The 17,932-nt window shown below is 61.7% G+C and carries 9 protein-coding genes; 2 read left to right on the forward strand and 7 right to left on the reverse strand.

The genetic code is table 11. The features are described 5' to 3' along the window. From WC739_RS05120 to WC739_RS05130, 3 genes are all read right to left on the reverse strand, one after another. Positions 1 to 6,498 (reverse strand): beta strand repeat-containing protein (locus WC739_RS05120; RefSeq protein ID WP_372951935.1); only part of this gene is annotated, 6,498 nt, incomplete at its 3' end. Between the two features lie 218 nt (positions 6,499 to 6,716). After that, positions 6,717 to 8,510: a hybrid sensor histidine kinase/response regulator gene (locus WC739_RS05125; protein ID WP_372951936.1), complete on the reverse strand. Its 1,794-nt coding sequence runs from the start codon at positions 8,508 to 8,510 to the stop codon at positions 6,717 to 6,719. Then, positions 8,507 to 9,145 carry a response regulator gene (locus WC739_RS05130; protein ID WP_372951937.1) on the reverse strand — a complete coding sequence of 213 codons (639 nt, stop codon included), beginning with the start codon at positions 9,143 to 9,145 and terminating at the stop codon, positions 8,507 to 8,509. Before WC739_RS05130 ends, WC739_RS05125 begins: the two co-directional genes overlap by 4 nt. A gap of 1,046 nt (positions 9,146 to 10,191) precedes the next feature. Between WC739_RS05130 and WC739_RS05135 the strand changes: the two genes are divergently transcribed. After that, the gene (locus WC739_RS05135) at positions 10,192 to 11,046 is read left to right on the forward strand and encodes a HutD family protein (RefSeq protein WP_372951938.1); all 855 of its coding nucleotides are present in this window, start codon (positions 10,192 to 10,194) and stop codon (positions 11,044 to 11,046) included. 336 nt (positions 11,047 to 11,382) lie between these two features. Continuing rightward, positions 11,383 to 12,855, forward strand: coding sequence for a YdiU family protein (locus WC739_RS05140; RefSeq protein WP_372951969.1), 1,473 nt, complete (start codon positions 11,383 to 11,385; stop codon positions 12,853 to 12,855). Positions 12,856 to 12,989: 134 nt separating this feature from the next. Here WC739_RS05140 and WC739_RS05145 read toward each other — a convergent pair whose 3' ends face one another. From WC739_RS05145 to WC739_RS05160, 4 genes are all read right to left on the reverse strand, one after another. After that, a complete protein-coding gene (locus WC739_RS05145) occupies positions 12,990 to 14,051 on the reverse strand; it encodes a phosphotriesterase (protein ID WP_372951939.1) in 1,062 nt (353 codons plus the stop codon). Between the two features lie 75 nt (positions 14,052 to 14,126). Further along, positions 14,127 to 16,403 carry a N,N-dimethylformamidase beta subunit family domain-containing protein gene (locus tag WC739_RS05150; RefSeq protein WP_372951940.1) on the reverse strand — a complete coding sequence of 759 codons (2,277 nt, stop codon included), beginning with the start codon at positions 16,401 to 16,403 and terminating at the stop codon, positions 14,127 to 14,129. Continuing rightward, positions 16,400 to 16,852, reverse strand: coding sequence for a hypothetical protein (locus WC739_RS05155; RefSeq protein WP_372951941.1), 453 nt, complete (start codon positions 16,850 to 16,852; stop codon positions 16,400 to 16,402). The genes WC739_RS05150 and WC739_RS05155 overlap by 4 nt, the downstream gene beginning before the upstream one ends. 29 nt (positions 16,853 to 16,881) lie before the next feature. Beyond that, a complete protein-coding gene (locus tag WC739_RS05160; RefSeq protein WP_372951942.1) occupies positions 16,882 to 17,886 on the reverse strand; it encodes a sugar ABC transporter substrate-binding protein in 1,005 nt (334 codons plus the stop codon). Positions 17,887 to 17,932: the final 46 nt, after the last annotated feature.

Consider the following 17,932-nt stretch of genomic DNA (forward strand, 5'->3'; position numbering starts at 1 on the left):
CCCCGACGAAGCACCAATCGCGACGCTCGTCTGGCAGTCGGTGCAAAGGTCGAGGGTGGCGGCGACGCTGAGACCGCCATTACCACCTCCGCTGCCGATCGACTGTGCCAGAATGCCAACCGCGTGGTTGCCTTCAGTCGTGATGTCACCAGTGGAATTCACCGTGACGACGCCCGCATCGTTGCCGCTGCCGCCAAAGCCGCCCAGGGACGCTGCAAGAGAGAGGCCCTTGGAATCGCCGGTGATGGTTCCGGCGAAGCTGAAGCCGCCCTCGCCGCCGCCGCCGCCGATCGATTGCGCCAGGATGCCGTTCGAGCCGTCCCCATGGGTGAGAATATTGTCGACGCTGGTCACGTCGACGCTGCTTGCCGTGTTGCCGGTGCCGCCGAATCCGCCAACGCTGAGCGCCAGCGTCGCCTTGGATTCGATCGAGCCGGCCAAGCTTCCGGAGAAGCCGCCATTGCCACCCTTGCCACCGATCGATTGTGCCTCGATGCCGTTCGAGCTCTGGCCCTTGGTTTCGATGGAGACACCGGTGATCGTCTGGCCGACATTGTTGTTGACCACGACAGCATTGCCCTTGCCGCCCGTGCCGCCGAACCCGCCGACAGAAGCCGAAATCCCGGCCGTGCCGATCGTGAAGGTGCCGCTCAGCGAAGCGCCGCCATTGCCGCCGCCGCCGCCGATCGACTGTGCCAGTATGCCGTTGGACTGTGTGCCTTCGGTCAGGAACCGGCCCGTGCTGTTGACCGTAACCGTGCCGGCGTCGCCGCCGCCCGCACCGAAGCCGCCGACGCTGAAGGCACCGGCGAATTCACCGCCGGCAGCAGCGGCCAAGGAGAAGCCGCCATTGCCACCGCCACCGCCGATCGACTGGGCGGAGATGCCGTTCGAGAAATTGCCCTTTGTGTAGTAGTTCTGCACCGATGTGACGTCGACATTGCCGCCGGTTCCGGCGCCCCCGCCAAAACCGCCGACCGATGCGGAAATGCCCGCACTTGCATCAGCGAATGTGACGGCTGCGGAGAACCCGCCATTGCCGCCGCCGCCGCCGATCGATTGGGCGAGCAGGCCGTCGGAGCGGTCGCCGTGGGTTTCGACGCGGTAGCCGAAATTGGACAGCACGGTGGACGTATCGGGGCTGTCGTCGGTCGCGACACCATACTCGGTGACCGAGACGTCGCCGCCATTGCCGCCGCCCGCGCCAAAGCCGCCGACCGACAGGCCAACCGCGGGAGCTTCGAGGCTACCACCCGCGCTAATCGAGAAGCCGCCATTGCCGCCGCCGCCGCCAAGCGACTGTGCCACGACACCGCGGGAATCGTTACCCTCGGTCAGGATCTGGCCGAGGCTGTGGACCGTGACTTTCTCCGCCTTGCCGCCTGTCGAGCCGAAACCACCCACCGATGCACTGCCGCCGATCTGGCTGCCGGCGCCCAGTGCACCCGAGAAGCCGCCATTGCCGCCGCCGCCGCCGATCGACTGCGCCAGGATAGCGTTCGCAAAACTGCCCTTGGTATGAATGTTCTGGTCCGAAAACACGTCGACAGTGGACGCATCTCCGCCACCGCTCAAAGCGAAGCCGCCGACCGAAACGCCGACGCCGCCATCGCCGCCTACGCCACCAGCGACCGAGAAGCCGCCATTGCCGCCGCCGCCGCCGAGGGACTGTGCAAGGATGCCGTTCGACCGGTCGCCAAGGGTTTCGTAGGTCCAGCTCTGAACCGCATTGTACGTGGTCTTCAGCACCGCGTTGTTGTTGTAGGCAAATCCGGTTTCGACGGTGACCGTGTCAGCGTTCCCGCCGCCCTCGCCGAAGCCACCGACGGAAACGCCGACACCCACCGTGCCGCCAAAGGCACCGGATACCGAAAACCCGCCATTGCCACCGCCGCCGCCAATCGACTGGGCCAGGATGCCGTTGGAATCGTTGCCCTGCGTGAAGGTTTCGCCATAGGCATTGACCGTGGCGGACATCGCATCACCGCCCTCCGATCCGAAACCGCCGACCGAGGCCGAGCCGCCAAACTCGGCGCCGCCGGCGAAGCCGGCCGAGAAGCCGCCATTGCCGCCACCGCCACCGATCGATTGGGCGAGCACGCCATTCGAATTGTTGCCCTTGGTCAGGATGTTGTGGGAGCTGTCTGCTTCCGCGGTTCCACCTTTGCCTCCCGCGCTGCCGAAGCCGCCAATGGAAACGCCGATACCCGCGCCCGTGGCGCCGACGCCGGCCGCGACGGAGAAGCCGCCATTGCCGCCGCCGCCGCCAATGGATTGGGCAAGCACGCCGTTTGAATTGTTGCCGTCGGTTTCGAGCGTGATCTGGCCGCCTCCCTGAATTGATTTGGGTGACGGATTCTTGACGTTGTTGTCTGAAGCCAGATGGTCGAGGGCATAGGCTTCCGCCTTGACGCTCGAGGCATCGCCGCCCGTTCCGCTGAAGCCGCCGACCGAGACGCCGATGCCTGCCGGTCCGATGTTGACCGCGGCTGCCGCCGAGAAACCGCCGTTGCCGCCGCCGCCGCCGATCGACTGCGCGGCGACACCGTTCGAATTGCTGCCGGCGGTGAAGATCGTGCCGGTGTTCTTGGCGTTCGCGATATCGGCCTTCTGGCCGTTGCCGCCCTTGCCGCCCACCGACACCGCCGCTGCCGCACCAATGTCCTCGATCGAAGCAGAGAGCGCGGCGGATACGGCAAAGCCGCCATTGCCGCCGCCGCCGCCGATCGACTGGGCGAGAATGCCGGACGAATTGTCGTAGAGCGTGCTGATGTTGCCGGCGTTTATCACGTCGACACGGCCGGCCGTGCCGCCCTGGCCGCCGGTGCCACCCACGGACACGCCGACGCCCAATGCGCCGCCGGCGGAAAGCGAACCGGCAAAGCCGCCATTGCCGCCGCCGCCGCCAATCGACTGAGCGAGAATGCCATACGAATTGTTGCCGGTAAGGATGTTTTGGCTGCTGTCGCGGTCGCCTGTCGAAATATTGCCGATCGACTCCACGGTCACCGATGACGCATTGCCGCCACCGGCGGCACTGCCTCCGACCGCGACGGCGACACTGCCACCGCCACCCGCCGCGATACCGACCGTCGATCCGCCGTTGCCGCCGCCACCGCCGACAGATTGCGCGACAATGCCGGAAGACTGTGAACCGTAAGTCGTTATGTTGCCGTTATTCGTGACCTTGACGATATCGGCATTGCCGCCACCGGCTCCCTTGCCGCCGACCCCGACTGCCGCCGCCGCCGAAGCTCCCAGCGCACCCGAGCCGGCAAATCCGCCATTGCCGCCACCGCCGCCGATGGACTGCGCGACAAGCGCGCTCGACTGCTGCCCGTAAGTGACGATGTCGCCGATGCTTTTCAGTTCGGCCTGGGCACCGTTGCTTGCCGCGCCGCCATTGCCGCCAACCGCGGCGGAACCCGAGAATCCAGCCGAGCCCGATAGTGCGGCGCTGACGCCTCCGTTGCCGCCGCCGCCGCCGATCGACTGGACGATGATAGCGTTCGAAAGGTTTCCGACGGTGGTGATGTTGCCATTGCTATAGGCATGGGCATTCGCGGCAGCACCGCCATATCCACCGGCGCCACCCAGGGTAATGGCTATCGAGCCGGATCCCAGGGAGCCGGCAAGACTGCCGGAGAAGCCGCCATTACCGCCGCCGCCACCGATGGACTGCGCCACGATGCCTGACGAATTGTCGCCCAACGTGAAAATATTGTCGACGGGCCTGCCGTTCCAACCGCTTTCGACATAGGCCGTGCTGGCATCGCCGCCACCATTGCCACTGCCGCCAAGCGAGAGGCCGAAGGCCGCGCCATTGCCCAGGCTCAGGGATCCCGCAAAGCCACCATTGCCGCCGCCGCCGCCGAGCGACTGGGCCACGATGCCGGCGGAGTTCTTGCCCGTCGTGACCGTGTTCCAGCTTCCGGCATAGCCGGAGACCGACAGGTTATGACCAGCGCCATCGGTGGTGATCAGAACCGAGCCGGCATTCTGACCCTTTCCGCCCGTACCGCCGACGGCGACGCTGGCTGAAACGCTCGCGGACAGGCCGCCGGCAACCGAATTGCCACCATTGCCACCGCCACCGCCGATCGATTGGCCCAGCACAGCGATCGAGTCGTCACCGGCCGTATGAACGCTGCCTGATGAATTCACCGTCACGGCTGCGGCCGTGCCGCCTGTCGCACCCGAACCGCCAACGCCGACATTGATCGAGGCCGCGCCGATGCTGGCCGCGACTGCCAGGCCGCCATTGCCGCCGCCGCCGCCGATCGACTGCGCCGAAATGCCGAGCGAATTGTTTCCCGTGGTCGATATGTCGCTCAAACTGTCGACGTCGACGGTCGAAGCGTTACCGCCCTTGCCGCCATTGCCACCGACGCCAACTGAAACGGCAATGCCCGCGCCGACCCCGGCCGCAACGGCAGTGCCGCCGCTGCCACCGCCACCGCCGATCGACTGGGCGAGGATACCGGTCGAACTGGCACCGCTTGTATTGAGCGAACCTTTGGTCTGGACCACGACGTCGGCAGCATTGCCGCCGGCATTGCCGCCGCCGCCAACGCCCACAGACAGATTGAAGGGCAGTCCGACACCGACGCTTCCAGCGACGGCAAAGCCGCCATTGCCGCCACCGCCGCCGACCGATTGCGCAATGATGGCGCTCGATGTGTCGCCGTGGGTTGTGATGTTGTAAGAAGACGCCAGCGACGCATCGGCGTTGTCACGCAGGACCTTGACGCTGTTGCCGTCGCCCGCCATGCCGCCATTCCCGCCGACCGCCACCGCGACCGGGCTTACCGCGACCGCATTGCCGCCATTGCCACCACCGCCGCCGATCGACTGCGCGAGGATGCCGACCGAGCTTTTGGAGCCTGCGTCAATGCCGGTCTCGATGCTGCCGCCATTCGTCACAGTCACCGTGCCGGCATTGGCCGCATCGCCGCCGCTGCCGCCATAAGCGAACAGGCCGCCCGAGGATCCGCCATTGCCGCCACCGCCGCCAATCGACTGCGCCAGGATACCGTTCGCCAGCGACGAGTACGTTTTCAACGTGCCGGTGTTGGTCACGCTGACATTGCCGCCGGTGGTGGTGCCCGAACCGTCACCGCCAAAGGAAATCGCGCCACCGGAGGAGCCACCATTGCCGCCGCCACCGCCGATTGATTGCGCGATGATCGCGTTTGCGCCGAGGCCATGGGTCGTGATGTTGCCGGCATTGGTGACGGAAACTGTCCCGCCGCCGCCACCGCCCTGCCCGCTGCCGCCCAAGGCCACGGCACCGGCAGCGGTGCCGCCATCGCCGCCGCCGCCGCCGATCGACTGTGCGATGATGCCATAGGCATTCGCGCCAAAGGTCTCGATGCTGCCATTGGTGTTGATGGTCGCCTGACCGCCCGCGCCGCCGGTGCTGCCGTTGCTGGCGCCCGAGAAGAACAGGCCAAATCCGCCCTGCCCGTTACCGCCACCGCCGCCGATGCTGCGTGCCGCCACGCCAAAACCGTAGTCGCCGTAGGTGACGATGCTGGTGTTCGCTCCGGTCTGGGCAAAGGCGGTGCCGGCCTGCGCTGCACCGCCGCCATCCCCGGTCACGAAGACAAGACCGCCACCGTGCCCGGCGCTGCCGCCGTTGCCACCCTGGCTGAACGCGGAGACGCCAATATTGCCTTCGCCCGTCGTCACGAGCGTGCCGCCGTTGAAGATCGCCGAGGCCGAACCGCCATTGCCGCCCGTGCCGCCATTGCCTGCCTGGCCGCCTATGCCCTTGAAGTCGCCGCCGTCGCCGCCCTTGCCGCCGATCGACTGCGCAAGGATGCCGGGAGCATCGGCGCCGACTATGCTGCCTTCGAAATTGACGAGTACGGAGCCGCCATTGGCGCCATTGCCACCCCTGCCGCCATCGCCGAAGACATAGGCGTTCGATCCGTGGGCGCCGGCGGATCCTGACGATGAGCCGAGAACGGCGGCCTGCCCGCGGTTCGTACCGACGTTGTACGTGCCCGTATTCGCATTGATGGTGACCTGCGGTCCGTTGTTGCCGGTCGCACCAGCCACGGCGTTCCCGGGCGGATTGCAGGTTCCCAAGGTCTGGGTAGATTGGTGCCCTTGGCCGTCGGTCGTTGTCTGCGTAACGGGCGCGCATGTCTGCGCCCCTTGAGCGTCCACTCCGAAGGTGCACTGGCCGGTGCAGGTATAGGCCTGGTCAGAAGGGTTTGCGGGACTGCTGCCGACGCCGGTCAGCGAAATGAACGTCGTCCCGTTGGTGACGTTGTGGACCTCGATGTCGTTGGTCGAAGGCGACGTTCGGACAATCGGGTCGGGAATGTCACCCGTACAGGTTGCGGTGCCCGACGCATCGCTACAAGCGGCTCGCGCTTGGTCCTGCGATCCGATCAGGAGCACCAGCGCCAGCGCAACCAGCGCGCACAGCACGGCCGACTGTCGGCGGCAGAATCGCAACGCAGCCACGCAGGAAACGAAAGCATCCATATCAAGCCCGCCAACCCGCCGGATTGCTCCGGATATACCCCACACAAACGAGACCCAAGCTTGCCCAAGCTGGCAGAGTCCGTTGCTTAACGCAGGGTTAAAGCAGGAAAGGCGATCCGAAAGATACCCCTCAAAATTAACTGGTCCGAGCGGCTGTTTCGCGTTGCGCGATGATCATATCCGGCAGTGGACATGGCTTGACGCGGGAAAAGTTAGGCCTAGTGAACTCTTGCCCCGGCACCATTCCGGAGATCGCCATCTTTCATGGCTTTTGCGATGGCCATCGCCAGCCGCTCACCGGAAACGGGCTTGTGCAAGACCGGCAGGCCGCTGGCCTCGGCGTCCGCCAAAGATCCCGGCGCGGTTTCGCCTGTGATAATCACGGCTGGAACCTCCTCGCCCATGTGATCCCGCAATTGTCTGATGGCCACGATTCCGTCGACCGGACCACGCAAACGCAGATCGCTGATGATGAGATCGGGCTTCTCGCTGGCACAGGAGGATTTTGCCTCGTCGATGGAAGCGACCGCCGCGCAAGTGAAACCCCACTGCTCCAGCAGGACAGACATCCCCAGCCTGACCGACTCGTCATCATCGACGACGAGGACTCGCCCACCCGAATGGACAACAGCTTCCGAGCGATCGGGCCTCTCATCCTCCGGCAAAGCAGAGTTGATGCCGCTTATGACCAGCCGAAAGACACTGCCTCGTCCCAAGACGGAATTCATGGTCAAGCTGGAGTTGATGGATTCGGCCAAGCGCCCCGCAATGGAAAGACCGAGGCCCAGGCCCTTGCGTCGATCACGCTCTGGATTTCCGACCTGATAGAACTCTTTGAAAATGTCTGCCTGATCCTTCTGGTTTATCCCGATGCCGGTGTCCCAGACTTCGATCGCCACATCGTGGTTTCGCTTGCGGCATGCGACAAGCACCCCGCCCTCGTTCGTGTATCGAATGGCATTGGATATAAGGTTTCGCAGGATCATTTCGACGATGGCTGGGTCCGAATAGCCGACCAATTCGGTGTCTCTCGTCCGGTAGGACAGGTGTTTCGCATCGGCTTGCGGAGCAAGTTCGGTTTCAATGCCGCCAAAAATGTCCTGAACGGCGAACGCCTTGATCCGCGGCTTGACCACGCCCGCCTCGATGCGCGAAAAATCCAGCAATGTGTCCAGCATCTCGGAGGTCGCCTTGGCTGCAGAGCGGGCATCGTCTATGGCCTGCTTCTGATCTGACCGTGGATTGCGAAGGCTTAAGACTTCCAGAAACAGCCCGAGTGCATGGATCGGCTGACGCAAATCGTGGCTCGCCGCGGCAATGAAGCGGGATTTTGCAACGTTTGCTTCAAAGACTTCGGAATAGGCAGCATTCGACCTCTCGGCCTCGTTGCGCAGCTCGCGCGTCAGTTCAAGGTTTTCAAACTTGAGACGAATGGATTGCATCGTGGCTATGCTGCTGTTGCGCGCCAGCAAAGTCATGGCCAGCAGATACGGCAATGAGCACAGGGCCAGCGCCACGAAGGAACGATCGTGCATAGTCAGGAATCGCGGAACAAGCACACTTAAATCGACAACAGCATAAGTCACGAAAACCGGCAGTACCGGCGACATGAGCGGCACCGCGCCGCCGACGATGCCCGTCAAGACCGCAACGATGAGGATGGCTTGCGTCGGCGTGGCGGAGTCCAGCGAGATCCATGACAGCAAGGTCCACGCCAGCGCGTCGAGCCCATGGATGAGCATGAGCCTTGCCACTTCGTAGTTGCACCTCGAGCGGTCAAAGACTTTTGTGCGCTGCCTGCCGGCATCGAACTTTTGAAAGAGCTTGCAGGCCACGACACCCGCCAACCAAAAGCGCAAGGCAATTTCCGCATCCGGCTTGCGAAGTTCGAAAAACAGGATGACCGCTACGCTGATAGCTGGAACGACAGTCAATCCAACAAGATCGTAGATCAGTTTGATCTGCTCGATACGGGTGCGCGCATAAAGGTCGTCAGCCGAACTCGCGGTCACCTGATCAGGCCTGCCTTGTGCGCGTTGAACACGGCTGCAGACCTGCTGTTCACGCCCAGAACCTTGAAAATCGACTGGACGTGGCCACGTACGGTGAATTCAGAGAGATTGACCTGCTTGGCGATACGCTTGTTGGACAAGCCTTGACGCATGAGGTTCAGCACTTGCAGTTGTCTGGCGGACAAGAGTTTTTTTTCTGACAATCCGGCATTGGCGGGTTCTGTAGACAAACCCAGCACGTCGGCGACGACGTCCAGCAGGATGCGTCCGCCGCTGGATTTGCTCACGTAGCCAGCGGCTCCGAGGGCCAGTGCCCTGTCTTTTGTCTCAGCCCGGTCATCCGCCGAAACAACGATGACCGGACTGAGTGGCCACCTGGCTCGGAGCACCTGAAAAGAATCCAGACCGTTTGCACTGTTCAAGATGACATCGAGAAGGATGAGGGCAGGATCGCTGCCGCCAATCGCCAACGCGTCTTCCAGCGCGCCGGCTTCCGTCACGGAAAATCCTGCGAAATGACTTTCGAGGATCAGTCTCAAGCCGGACCGAAACAGGCCATGATCATCGACAACAAGGATATGACTGGCCCGGGATGATGCGGAGAGACGGTCCGATCCGCTAGCCGATTCCAACATATCAATTGAAGGGCTGTGAGCAGGCTACCCGTGCGCCCGCGCACGGCAGAGTGGGATAGCACTGTTGCTCATGATCAAAAGTCACTGCGCAAGGCCCATTCGATCTTGAAGTTCATCGTTTTCCGATTTGACTTTCTTAGAGTCTGCCCGAATTTCGCGCACGTTGCCGGGTTCATTCGTCCGCAGGTCTCGGCTTGGCAAATTCTCGTATATCAGCCGAAACTTAAGGATATTGCATGGGGTGCGGCGCGAAAACAATGCGATATCCCCAACTAGGCCTTTATTCCATCGGCGAGATTGTCTGGAATCGGCTGCGGCGAAACGCTCTCGGGGTGCCGAGATTGGTACGGAAGCGACCTTCAATATTTGTCCAAGATCAAAGCAGCGGGGGTTCTGGCGGCAAAAATAGCCGATGTGGCAAACGATCGGCAACGCACCCTGCCTCCTCCGTCTGCAATTAGCCGTTATCAACCAAGATGGCGTACATGCCCTCGTCTTCCCATGCGAGAGGACCGCTAAGGGTTGGACCGATGCCAACACAGGCATTCCTGTCGAAATCTGGCCCACGCACTGGCGAGAATGGAGCGACGAGCTTGAAGGCCCCTAACAACTGAGACTTGACGGCAAACCTTGACCGACCTCGAGCGCTGTGGTCGGGGACGGGATCCATTTTTAGGGGAAGCCCCGGCATAGCTTGGGGCTGCGGCTCCGGATATTGCTTGCGAAGATCCTGAAGGGGCGAGCGATCGTCCGTGAGGTTCCTCCACGGATCGGGATTAGGCCCCGGACATTTGCCCGGGCAAGCCGCAACGAGGGACGGAGGGAATCGTTCTGCGGCGTCCCAGCGCTATTGTAAATAGCCACGCAGTCCTCGGCGCGCAATACCGGAACGGCTGCCAACCCAGTGCGTTCTCAACGGGCCTTTCGGAAATACGAAAGTGCTGCAGGACGTCTAGCCCATTCGGGACGCGAGAGCGAGACGGTCTTGAGCGGACCGGCGGTGTTTCGTTGTCGCCGGTCGATGATGCGCGGGGAAGGTAAATACGATGCCGATCAGCGAAGGCGCAAAGACGTCGATGGAGAAGATCACCGGCTTACAGCGGCCATCAAACGACGATCTGGAAGGTCTGGTGCGCTCGCGCAAAGCCAACACTTTCCGCTTCAGCGATGACGGCCTCGTGCCCAACCACCCGCATTGGGACATGATTGTCTACCGCGGCGCTGTGCCAGTAGAACAACAGGCAGAAGCGTACCCAGAACCGCAGCACCGGCACACCGTCTGGAACGGACGCTGCCGATCGGAGGGGAGAGAAACCGGTGTGGAAGTAAAACTCATCCGTCATGCCGAGACGACACCGACACCTTGGAAAAATGGCTTGGGCGTCGGGCGCAACATTGCGGCGTGGCCAGGGCAGGCCGAGGGTGAATTCGACGTGCTGATTGCGACTGCCGAGATGTCAGAGACGGTCCCCTTCTCCTCCTATCCTGGTGTCGATCGCTCGCTTTTCGTCACCGCCGGACGTCTCCTGCTCAAGTCCGTATGTCGTGAAACCGTGCTGTCCAACGAGAGCGAGCCACTGATCTTTCCAGGTGAAGAAGAGATCATCGGCACTGCGCTCGATGGCGTGATGATGCAAGATTTCAACCTCCTTTCCAAACGAGGAGCAGTTCACCACGCCCTGTCACGCTGCGAAGTTACTGCACTCGGTCGAGAAATGACCGCAAGAGGCATCCTGCTCATTCACATTCAAAGGGGAGACGCCGAGCTTGTATGCGGAGCGTTTGAAGCGCTGCTTCACATTGGCGACACCGTGATCATCAGCGAACTCGACGGCCAAACCTGCCGTGTCAAATCTGTCGGCCACGCAATCTGCATAGTAGGCGATATCACGTATCTGTGACGCGTAGCCGCTCGGCAGAAGCAAGATTGCCCTGATTGCACACAGCGACATTCGCAAGAAGGCTGCCAAGCGACGGTATTGACTTCGAGCGAATGGGTTTCAGCTTCTCGCCTGCGTGTAAGCGTCGCCGAAACCGGTTTCGGTCAACATCGACATGAGAGATCTCCTATCATCCCGGCCGCCAGCAGGAACCTCGACGAGCCGAAGGATCAGGATGGCGCCGGCGACGTTGCGTCCTATATGAGAGAGGTTCCTGGACCAGGGCAGCCTATTCCCCTTCAGAGCCAGCCTGTCATGACGTCACCTGCGACCGCTGAACCACCCCGGGCCATTCAAATGCAGCTTCCAGAGCTTTCTAACAGCTATGCGCAATTGCCCGAGCGCTTCTTCTCGCGATCGGAGCCGAAGCCGGTATCCGAACCCAGGTTGATCCGCTTCAATCGGCCACTCGCCGACGAACTCGGGCTCGATGCCGGCCAGCTTACCGGCCCGGACGGTTTGGAAACGCTGGTTGGCAACAGATTTCCCGAAGGCCTGCAGCCAGTCGCATTGGCCTATGCCGGCCACCAGTTCGGAAATTTCGTGCCTCAGCTCGGCGACGGTCGCGCGTTGCTGCTTGGTGAAGTTGTGGACGTTAACGGCAATCGCCGCGACATCCAGCTTAAGGGATCGGGACCGACGCGTTTCTCGCGCAATGGTGACGGCCGTGCAGCCCTGGGCCCTGTCTTGCGCGAATATGTCGTTAGCGAAGCAATGGCCGCGCTGGGCATTCCGACAACGCGAAGCCTTGCTGCGGTGCTCACCGGCGATCCGGTCTATCGCGAGGTCCGCCTGCCGGGCGCAGTCCTGACCCGCGTGGCGTCAAGCCATATCCGGATCGGAACCTTCCAATATTTCGCCGCACGCCGTGACACGGAGGCGCTCAAGATCCTCGCGGATTATTGCATTCAGCGTCACTTCCCTCACCTTGCAGGTGAAGCACGGCCTTATGGCGCTTTGCTGACCGCCGTTGTCGCCGCACAGGCGGACCTGGTGGCGCGCTGGATGCTGGTAGGCTTCATCCACGGCGTCATGAATACCGACAACATGACCATCTCGGGCGAGACCATCGACTATGGCCCATGCGCCTTCATGGATGCCTATGATCCGAGCGCGGTGTTCAGTTCCATCGACCGCCACGGCCGCTATGCCTATGCCAACCAGCCTCGTGTCGCCACATGGAACCTAGCGCGCTTTGCCGAGACGCTGCTGCCGCTGATGAGCGCGGATGAGAATGAAGCCGTGGCTGAAGCTGAACATGTGCTGAGGTCATTCCAGGCGTCCTATGAGACTGTGTTGCAGCGCGGTTTCCGCAGAAAACTCGGACTTTTGACCGAGGCGGATGGCGACTTGCAGCTCGCGGCGGATTTTCTCGATGTGTTGGCTCGCGGCGAGGCCGACTTTACGCTCGGGTTCCGGCGCCTGGGCGACGATCTCGACACGGAAGAAGGTCAAGGGACAGCGCGGCAGCTATTCCAAGATCCAGGCGCATTCGATGCCTGGTCCGCGCGGTGGCGCGAGCGGATCGCCAGCGAAGCAACCGACAGCGCCACGCGCCGGGCCACGATGCATGCCGTCAATCCCAAATTCATCCCTCGCAACCACCGCATCGAACAGATGATCCAGGCGGCGTCGAGCGGCGACTTCACACCTTTCGACGAAATCTTGGGCGTCGTCACCCGGCCGTTCGAAGAGCAGCCGGGCATGGAGCGCTACGCCGAACCGCCCCGGCCAGATGAGCGTGTGCTGCAGACCTTCTGCGGCACCTGAGGAATTCGGCGCCGATTGGTGGCGGTCTCGATCTACCAGAGTTGTTCACCGCTCCGGCGGGTATCAAAGATGCTTCGGTTTTGCCATCGGCCGATGGTTTCCGACGGTCGATGGCAACACAAGGCCGGCAGCGATCACCTTGCCGGCAAAACCGCCCGAGGATTGTCGATCAGAAATTTGCTTATCTGCGCATCGGTGATGCCCGCTTCACGCATATGGTGCGAGAACGTGCTCAATACGTGCCCGTAGCCCCAGCCGCCGTATGACTGGAGATAGTGCTTGTGGCCAACGTCCTGCGACAGAAGCAGGCGGTCACCGTAGCCCTCCCGTACCAGTTGCGCCAAAGCCTTGCATCGTTCGCGGTCGGTCGGCATCCACCAGGAAACGGTTGCGGTCTGGAAATAGTGCGAATTGCCGCAGAGGTCGAACTCGACATAGCATCCACGCGCCATGAGGCCGCCGATGTAGGTCATCGCCTTGTCGTAGTCGATATCAAGATGCGACAGCGATGTGTCCACATGATCCAGGATAATCCGATCGGGCGCGACGCCCTCGTCTTCGAGGATGTCCAGCACGGTGTTGCCCCAGCGGCCCGGCGGATGGACGTGGATGGTGATCGCCAGACCGGTCTGCTTCTGGACCCGGGCGGCGGCGCGCAGCACCTTCTCCTCCTGCGGCTCGACCGGGCTGCCGGTTCCGATCTCGCCGATGATGCCGGCCTTGATGCCGGTGCCGTCAATGCCGTCGACGATGTCGCCCATCATCTCGTCCTCGAGCTGAGCCATCGACATTTTCCGCGTTTTCTCCGGCTGTGCCCACAGGATGTAATGGCCGCAACCGGCAAGAACGTTGACGCCTGTGCGCTTCGAAACTTCCGCAAGCTTCTTCACGTCGCGACCGATATCGGAAAGGGTCACGTCGACGATTGTGTTGCCGCCCAATCCCTTAAAGATGTTGACTTCCTTCTCCGCGAGATCAACGTCGTCCAGGATGCAATTGTCGCGGCTGCCATAGGGGTCGCGGTGAATCCTGTGCAGGTTAGAAAGTGTTACCGGCTCCTCGAAGGCTCGCCTCTCTTCCTCGGTATGCATTTCCCGGAAATAGCAACTGAGATCGATAAAGAGGTGTTCGTGAACGATTGTCGTACCAAGCTCATCGGGTGAAATAGGACCAAGGACGGTGTTGACTGTGGACATCGATGTCTCCTTCCAAGTGGGTGGCGACGTCACGATCGGCTCGCGACGTCTGGTTCCTGAGGCGCAGTCGCGCAGCTATGCGATTTCGATCGCCTGACCGCGGTCCTGAAATCTGTCGAGAACGTTGAGAGTGATACGCGAGACGTTGTTTTGGTAATTCTCGTGAGAGAGACTTCCCGCCCAAGCCATTGACGAAACGCTGAACACCGCGCCGCCATTGCCGGAGGTGTAGAGCGCGAGGTCACCGCGAACCAGTGGCGACTCGATGCCATCCTGGCCTGGGTAGGGCGCGAACTGATCTTCGGGGGTCAGCATCGCATTGGCTGTATGTCCAATGGACGAAGCCAGCAGCAATGTGTGAGGCGGCGTGCCGAGGTCATAGTCCATGCGATCCATCTCGAGGCCGCTGGCGCCGCCGTTGATCAGGCCGAAATTGCCAATGATTTCATCCGGGCCGACACCATCCATGATCCAGCGGGCCTGCTTTGAGGCGGCGTCAGGCATCTGGCTGTATCCAACCGAAATGTCGGCCCCGTGCGCGGTGTAACCAACGGCCCATAGCTTTTGTGGTGGCCGGCCGCGCATGCGCCACAAGCCGCCTTTTTCGCCGGTGGTGCTGTGATAAAGCTCGCCTGGTCGGGCGCGCCAGGCCTGATCGCCGGTCTCGCCCTTGCGAACTTCAAGCATCCACGGCTTCTTGGGGTCGAGTGTGGCGACCCAGTAGAAACCGTTGGCCGCCATGTACATGGCTCGCCCGCCGGTTGAAATATAGTCTTCCCACGCGTCGAGCATATTGCCGGAATAATATTCCGGATGAGATCCAGTGATGACGACATTATAGTGCTTGAGCAGGTCGGCGCCCAAGGTGTCCAAGTCGTGGTCGGTGATAATGTCGAACTCGCGCTCGAAATGCTTGAGCCAGTCGATGATGTAAAGATCGGCTGGAAACTGCCAGAACGCGCCGAACTCGTGCTTATAGTGCGGCCTGAGGTTCAGGATGGGCCGGCGCCAGGAACTGTATTGGACGCCGCGTCCATCGGCATGCAGATCGTAGACCGAGAAGCCGTATAGCGGCCGTGCCTCATGCATCTCGAGGTCGATGTCTTCCAGCGTCGCGAAGGCGCCCTGAGTCAGTTGCATGCTGTCGGCGTTCTGCATGACCTGGCTGTTGGCATAGGCAATGTAGGAGAAGGTGGGGACGAGAAACGCGATCCGTTTTCGTTGGGCCCCTTGGGCAGGGGTCACGAAGAAGGGTATGTGGTCCTCGTCGCTTCCCGCGCGGATGCGCAAAGCATAGATGGCAGAAGGCAGATCAGCTGGAACATTGAACGAGAGTGTTTTGTCCCAGCGGCAGTCGTCTAGAGAGTCCTCGTGGAACCAGATCGCGCCGTACATGTCAGGTGCGTGCACGAAACGCTCTTCGCTGCCATCCCAATTCCAGCCGGTCATCGCGCGGTCGGGCTGATTGTAGCAGATGCCGTGCATGCCGTTGCCACTCGTATCGGCGACCGCGTCGGCATCGATACCGTTTCGCGTGATACCGGCGGCAAAGTCCCAGTGCGCGCTGAAGTCATCAGGCGCGATGCCCGCCGTTTCCAGTTTCGATAGAGCTTGTCCATCAAGCGCGGCCTTGGTGATCAGCGGGGAGTCGATCTTGCCGTTGAACAGCGCCGTCACCCGGGTTCGCTCGCCCGCGGCTTCGGCGCAGCCGGCGATGATAACGGGGACGCCGGAATCCCCCGGGGTGATCGAACAGGTTTCGGTCAGCATGCAATTCGCGTCCAGCGGCGTGGTTCGCGACAGCCGGGAGTTGTAGGCGTTGACGATGGCGCGCTGTGAAAGTCTGAGCGTCCGGGCGTAGGGGTCGAATGTGACGCACACGGCGTACCAAACCTCGCGGGCAAGCGGTCGGTCTGCGGAGATGCTTCCGGTGCGGACGCCGTCGCTGACGGTGAACTTCAGCCGGCTTTCGGAAATTTCGAGCTTCCAGCCGATGCCGGTATCGGTGGCCCATCTGCTGATCACAGTCGAGTTTCGGTGTGGCAGAGAAGGCGCGAGGTACAGATGGAGCGTGAATCCGCCGCCACCTGCGAGCCGGCCACCCGGATCAGGCACCTCGACAAAACCGCCGAGTTGGGTGAATTGCGGCTTGCACGGATAGGTCCCGTTGATGTCCGCAACGATCTCCCTCGAATGAAATCCAGGACCTTCGGGATTTGGATCACCGTGAATGAGTTCGACCAATTGGACGGTGGCATCACGTCCAAACTCGTCGTGGATGAAGAAATCTATGTTGTCTCCAAGGGCGACGTTTGGACGGTCTGAATAGCCACGCAGGGGAAGCCGGCTCACGAGAGGCCGCTTTCGCTGATCGGCGAATTCCACAAGCCGAGTTCAGCCAGCCGTGACATGAACACTGCGTGGGCCGCGTCGCCTTCTGTCTTGAAAATCTCGTTGCCTATGAGCTGGGTCGTGCCGCCGGCGCCGGCCATACGCGCCAGCCGGTATTCATGGAAAGGCTTCATGGCGTAGATGAAGGTTTTCCCATCTGACGGAATGTTGCGGATGTATCGGAGAACCTCGCCCAATTCGCGGCTGTGAGCACCGCCGGTGCCGCGCGGGTCGCGCTTGTGCTCCTCGATGACCTCGGGCGTTATCATCTGGGCGATGATCTGCCTGCGCCGAGAGTGGAAAAAGTCGAACCAGTCCCGAGTGCGGTCACGATATTTCGACGGGTCAGTGATCGTGTCCATGTGAACCATCAGCGTAGTTTGCACTTTAAGGGGGATGGACGCCGGCAATCGGATGACGGCCGGCGCCTTCCCGGCATTTACTTCTTCACGGTGGCGCCGACGCACGTCTTAGTATTGTCACGCGTGATCTTGGGCGCATCCATGATCGTGCTCTTCGGCACGGTCTTGCCTTGAGCGAGCGCTATCGCGAGTTCGGCGCCCTTCTGGCCAAACGCCACAGGGTTCCAGAGAATGGTCGCGTACTCTTTGCCTTCGTTGATGTTGGCGTAGCCGATCGGGTCGCAGTCGAAGCCGACAGCGGTAAAGTCCTTTCCGGCCGTGAGACCGGCGCGATCGGCAGCCAGGATCGCTCCCTGCAGCATCAGGTCCGAATGCGCGTAGACACCGATGATTTTCTCGCTCGCATATTTGGAGAACATCGTGGTGGCGACGGCCTGAGCCTGACTCAAATCCCAGTTCGCGGTCTGGGTTTCCACAATCTTCAGACCGGGCGCGACTTTCGCGAGCGCCTCCTCGAAGCCGCGCTGGCGCGCAGTGGTCGTATAGCCGCCCAGCGCGCCGGTGATCTGGATTACCGGGCCCTCTGGCTTTTTGCCGAGAGCCGCCAAACCGGCGACCATGGATTCGGCCTGAGCCGCGCCGCTCTTTTCCTCGTCGGCACCGAAGAACGCCGTGTAAAGCGTGTCATCCTTCGTGCCTGGCGGGTAGATGGCGATGACGATGGGAACATTTGGATTGGTCTGCTTGGCGCGTGCAAGAGCCGGCAGCAGGGATGTCTGGTCGGTCGGCCAGATGAGGATGGCCGAGGGATTGGTGCTCAGCGCTCGGTTAAACTGCTGCGTCTGCTGCGCGGCTTGGCCGAAATTGACATATTCCGTGATGACATTCGCTCCTTCCTTCTTGATCGCGTCGGTGGCGACGTTCGCAAAGGTCGCGCAGGTGTCGCAGCTCGCGGTCAAAGTCAAAATGTAGACGGTCTTGCCGGAGAGTGTTTCCTGCGCGGCGGCAGGTCGGGCGCTTGCGAACGCAACAAGCGATATCGCCATCATGATCAATGCTGCGACGGATTTTAAAATTTTCATCTTTATTCCCCTTTTTTTGCTTGGTTGAACTTCTGTCGTTCCGCGA

The organism is Mesorhizobium sp. (assembly GCF_041661565.1).
In the GTDB taxonomy this organism is placed as follows: Bacteria; Pseudomonadota; Alphaproteobacteria; order Rhizobiales; family Rhizobiaceae; genus Mesorhizobium.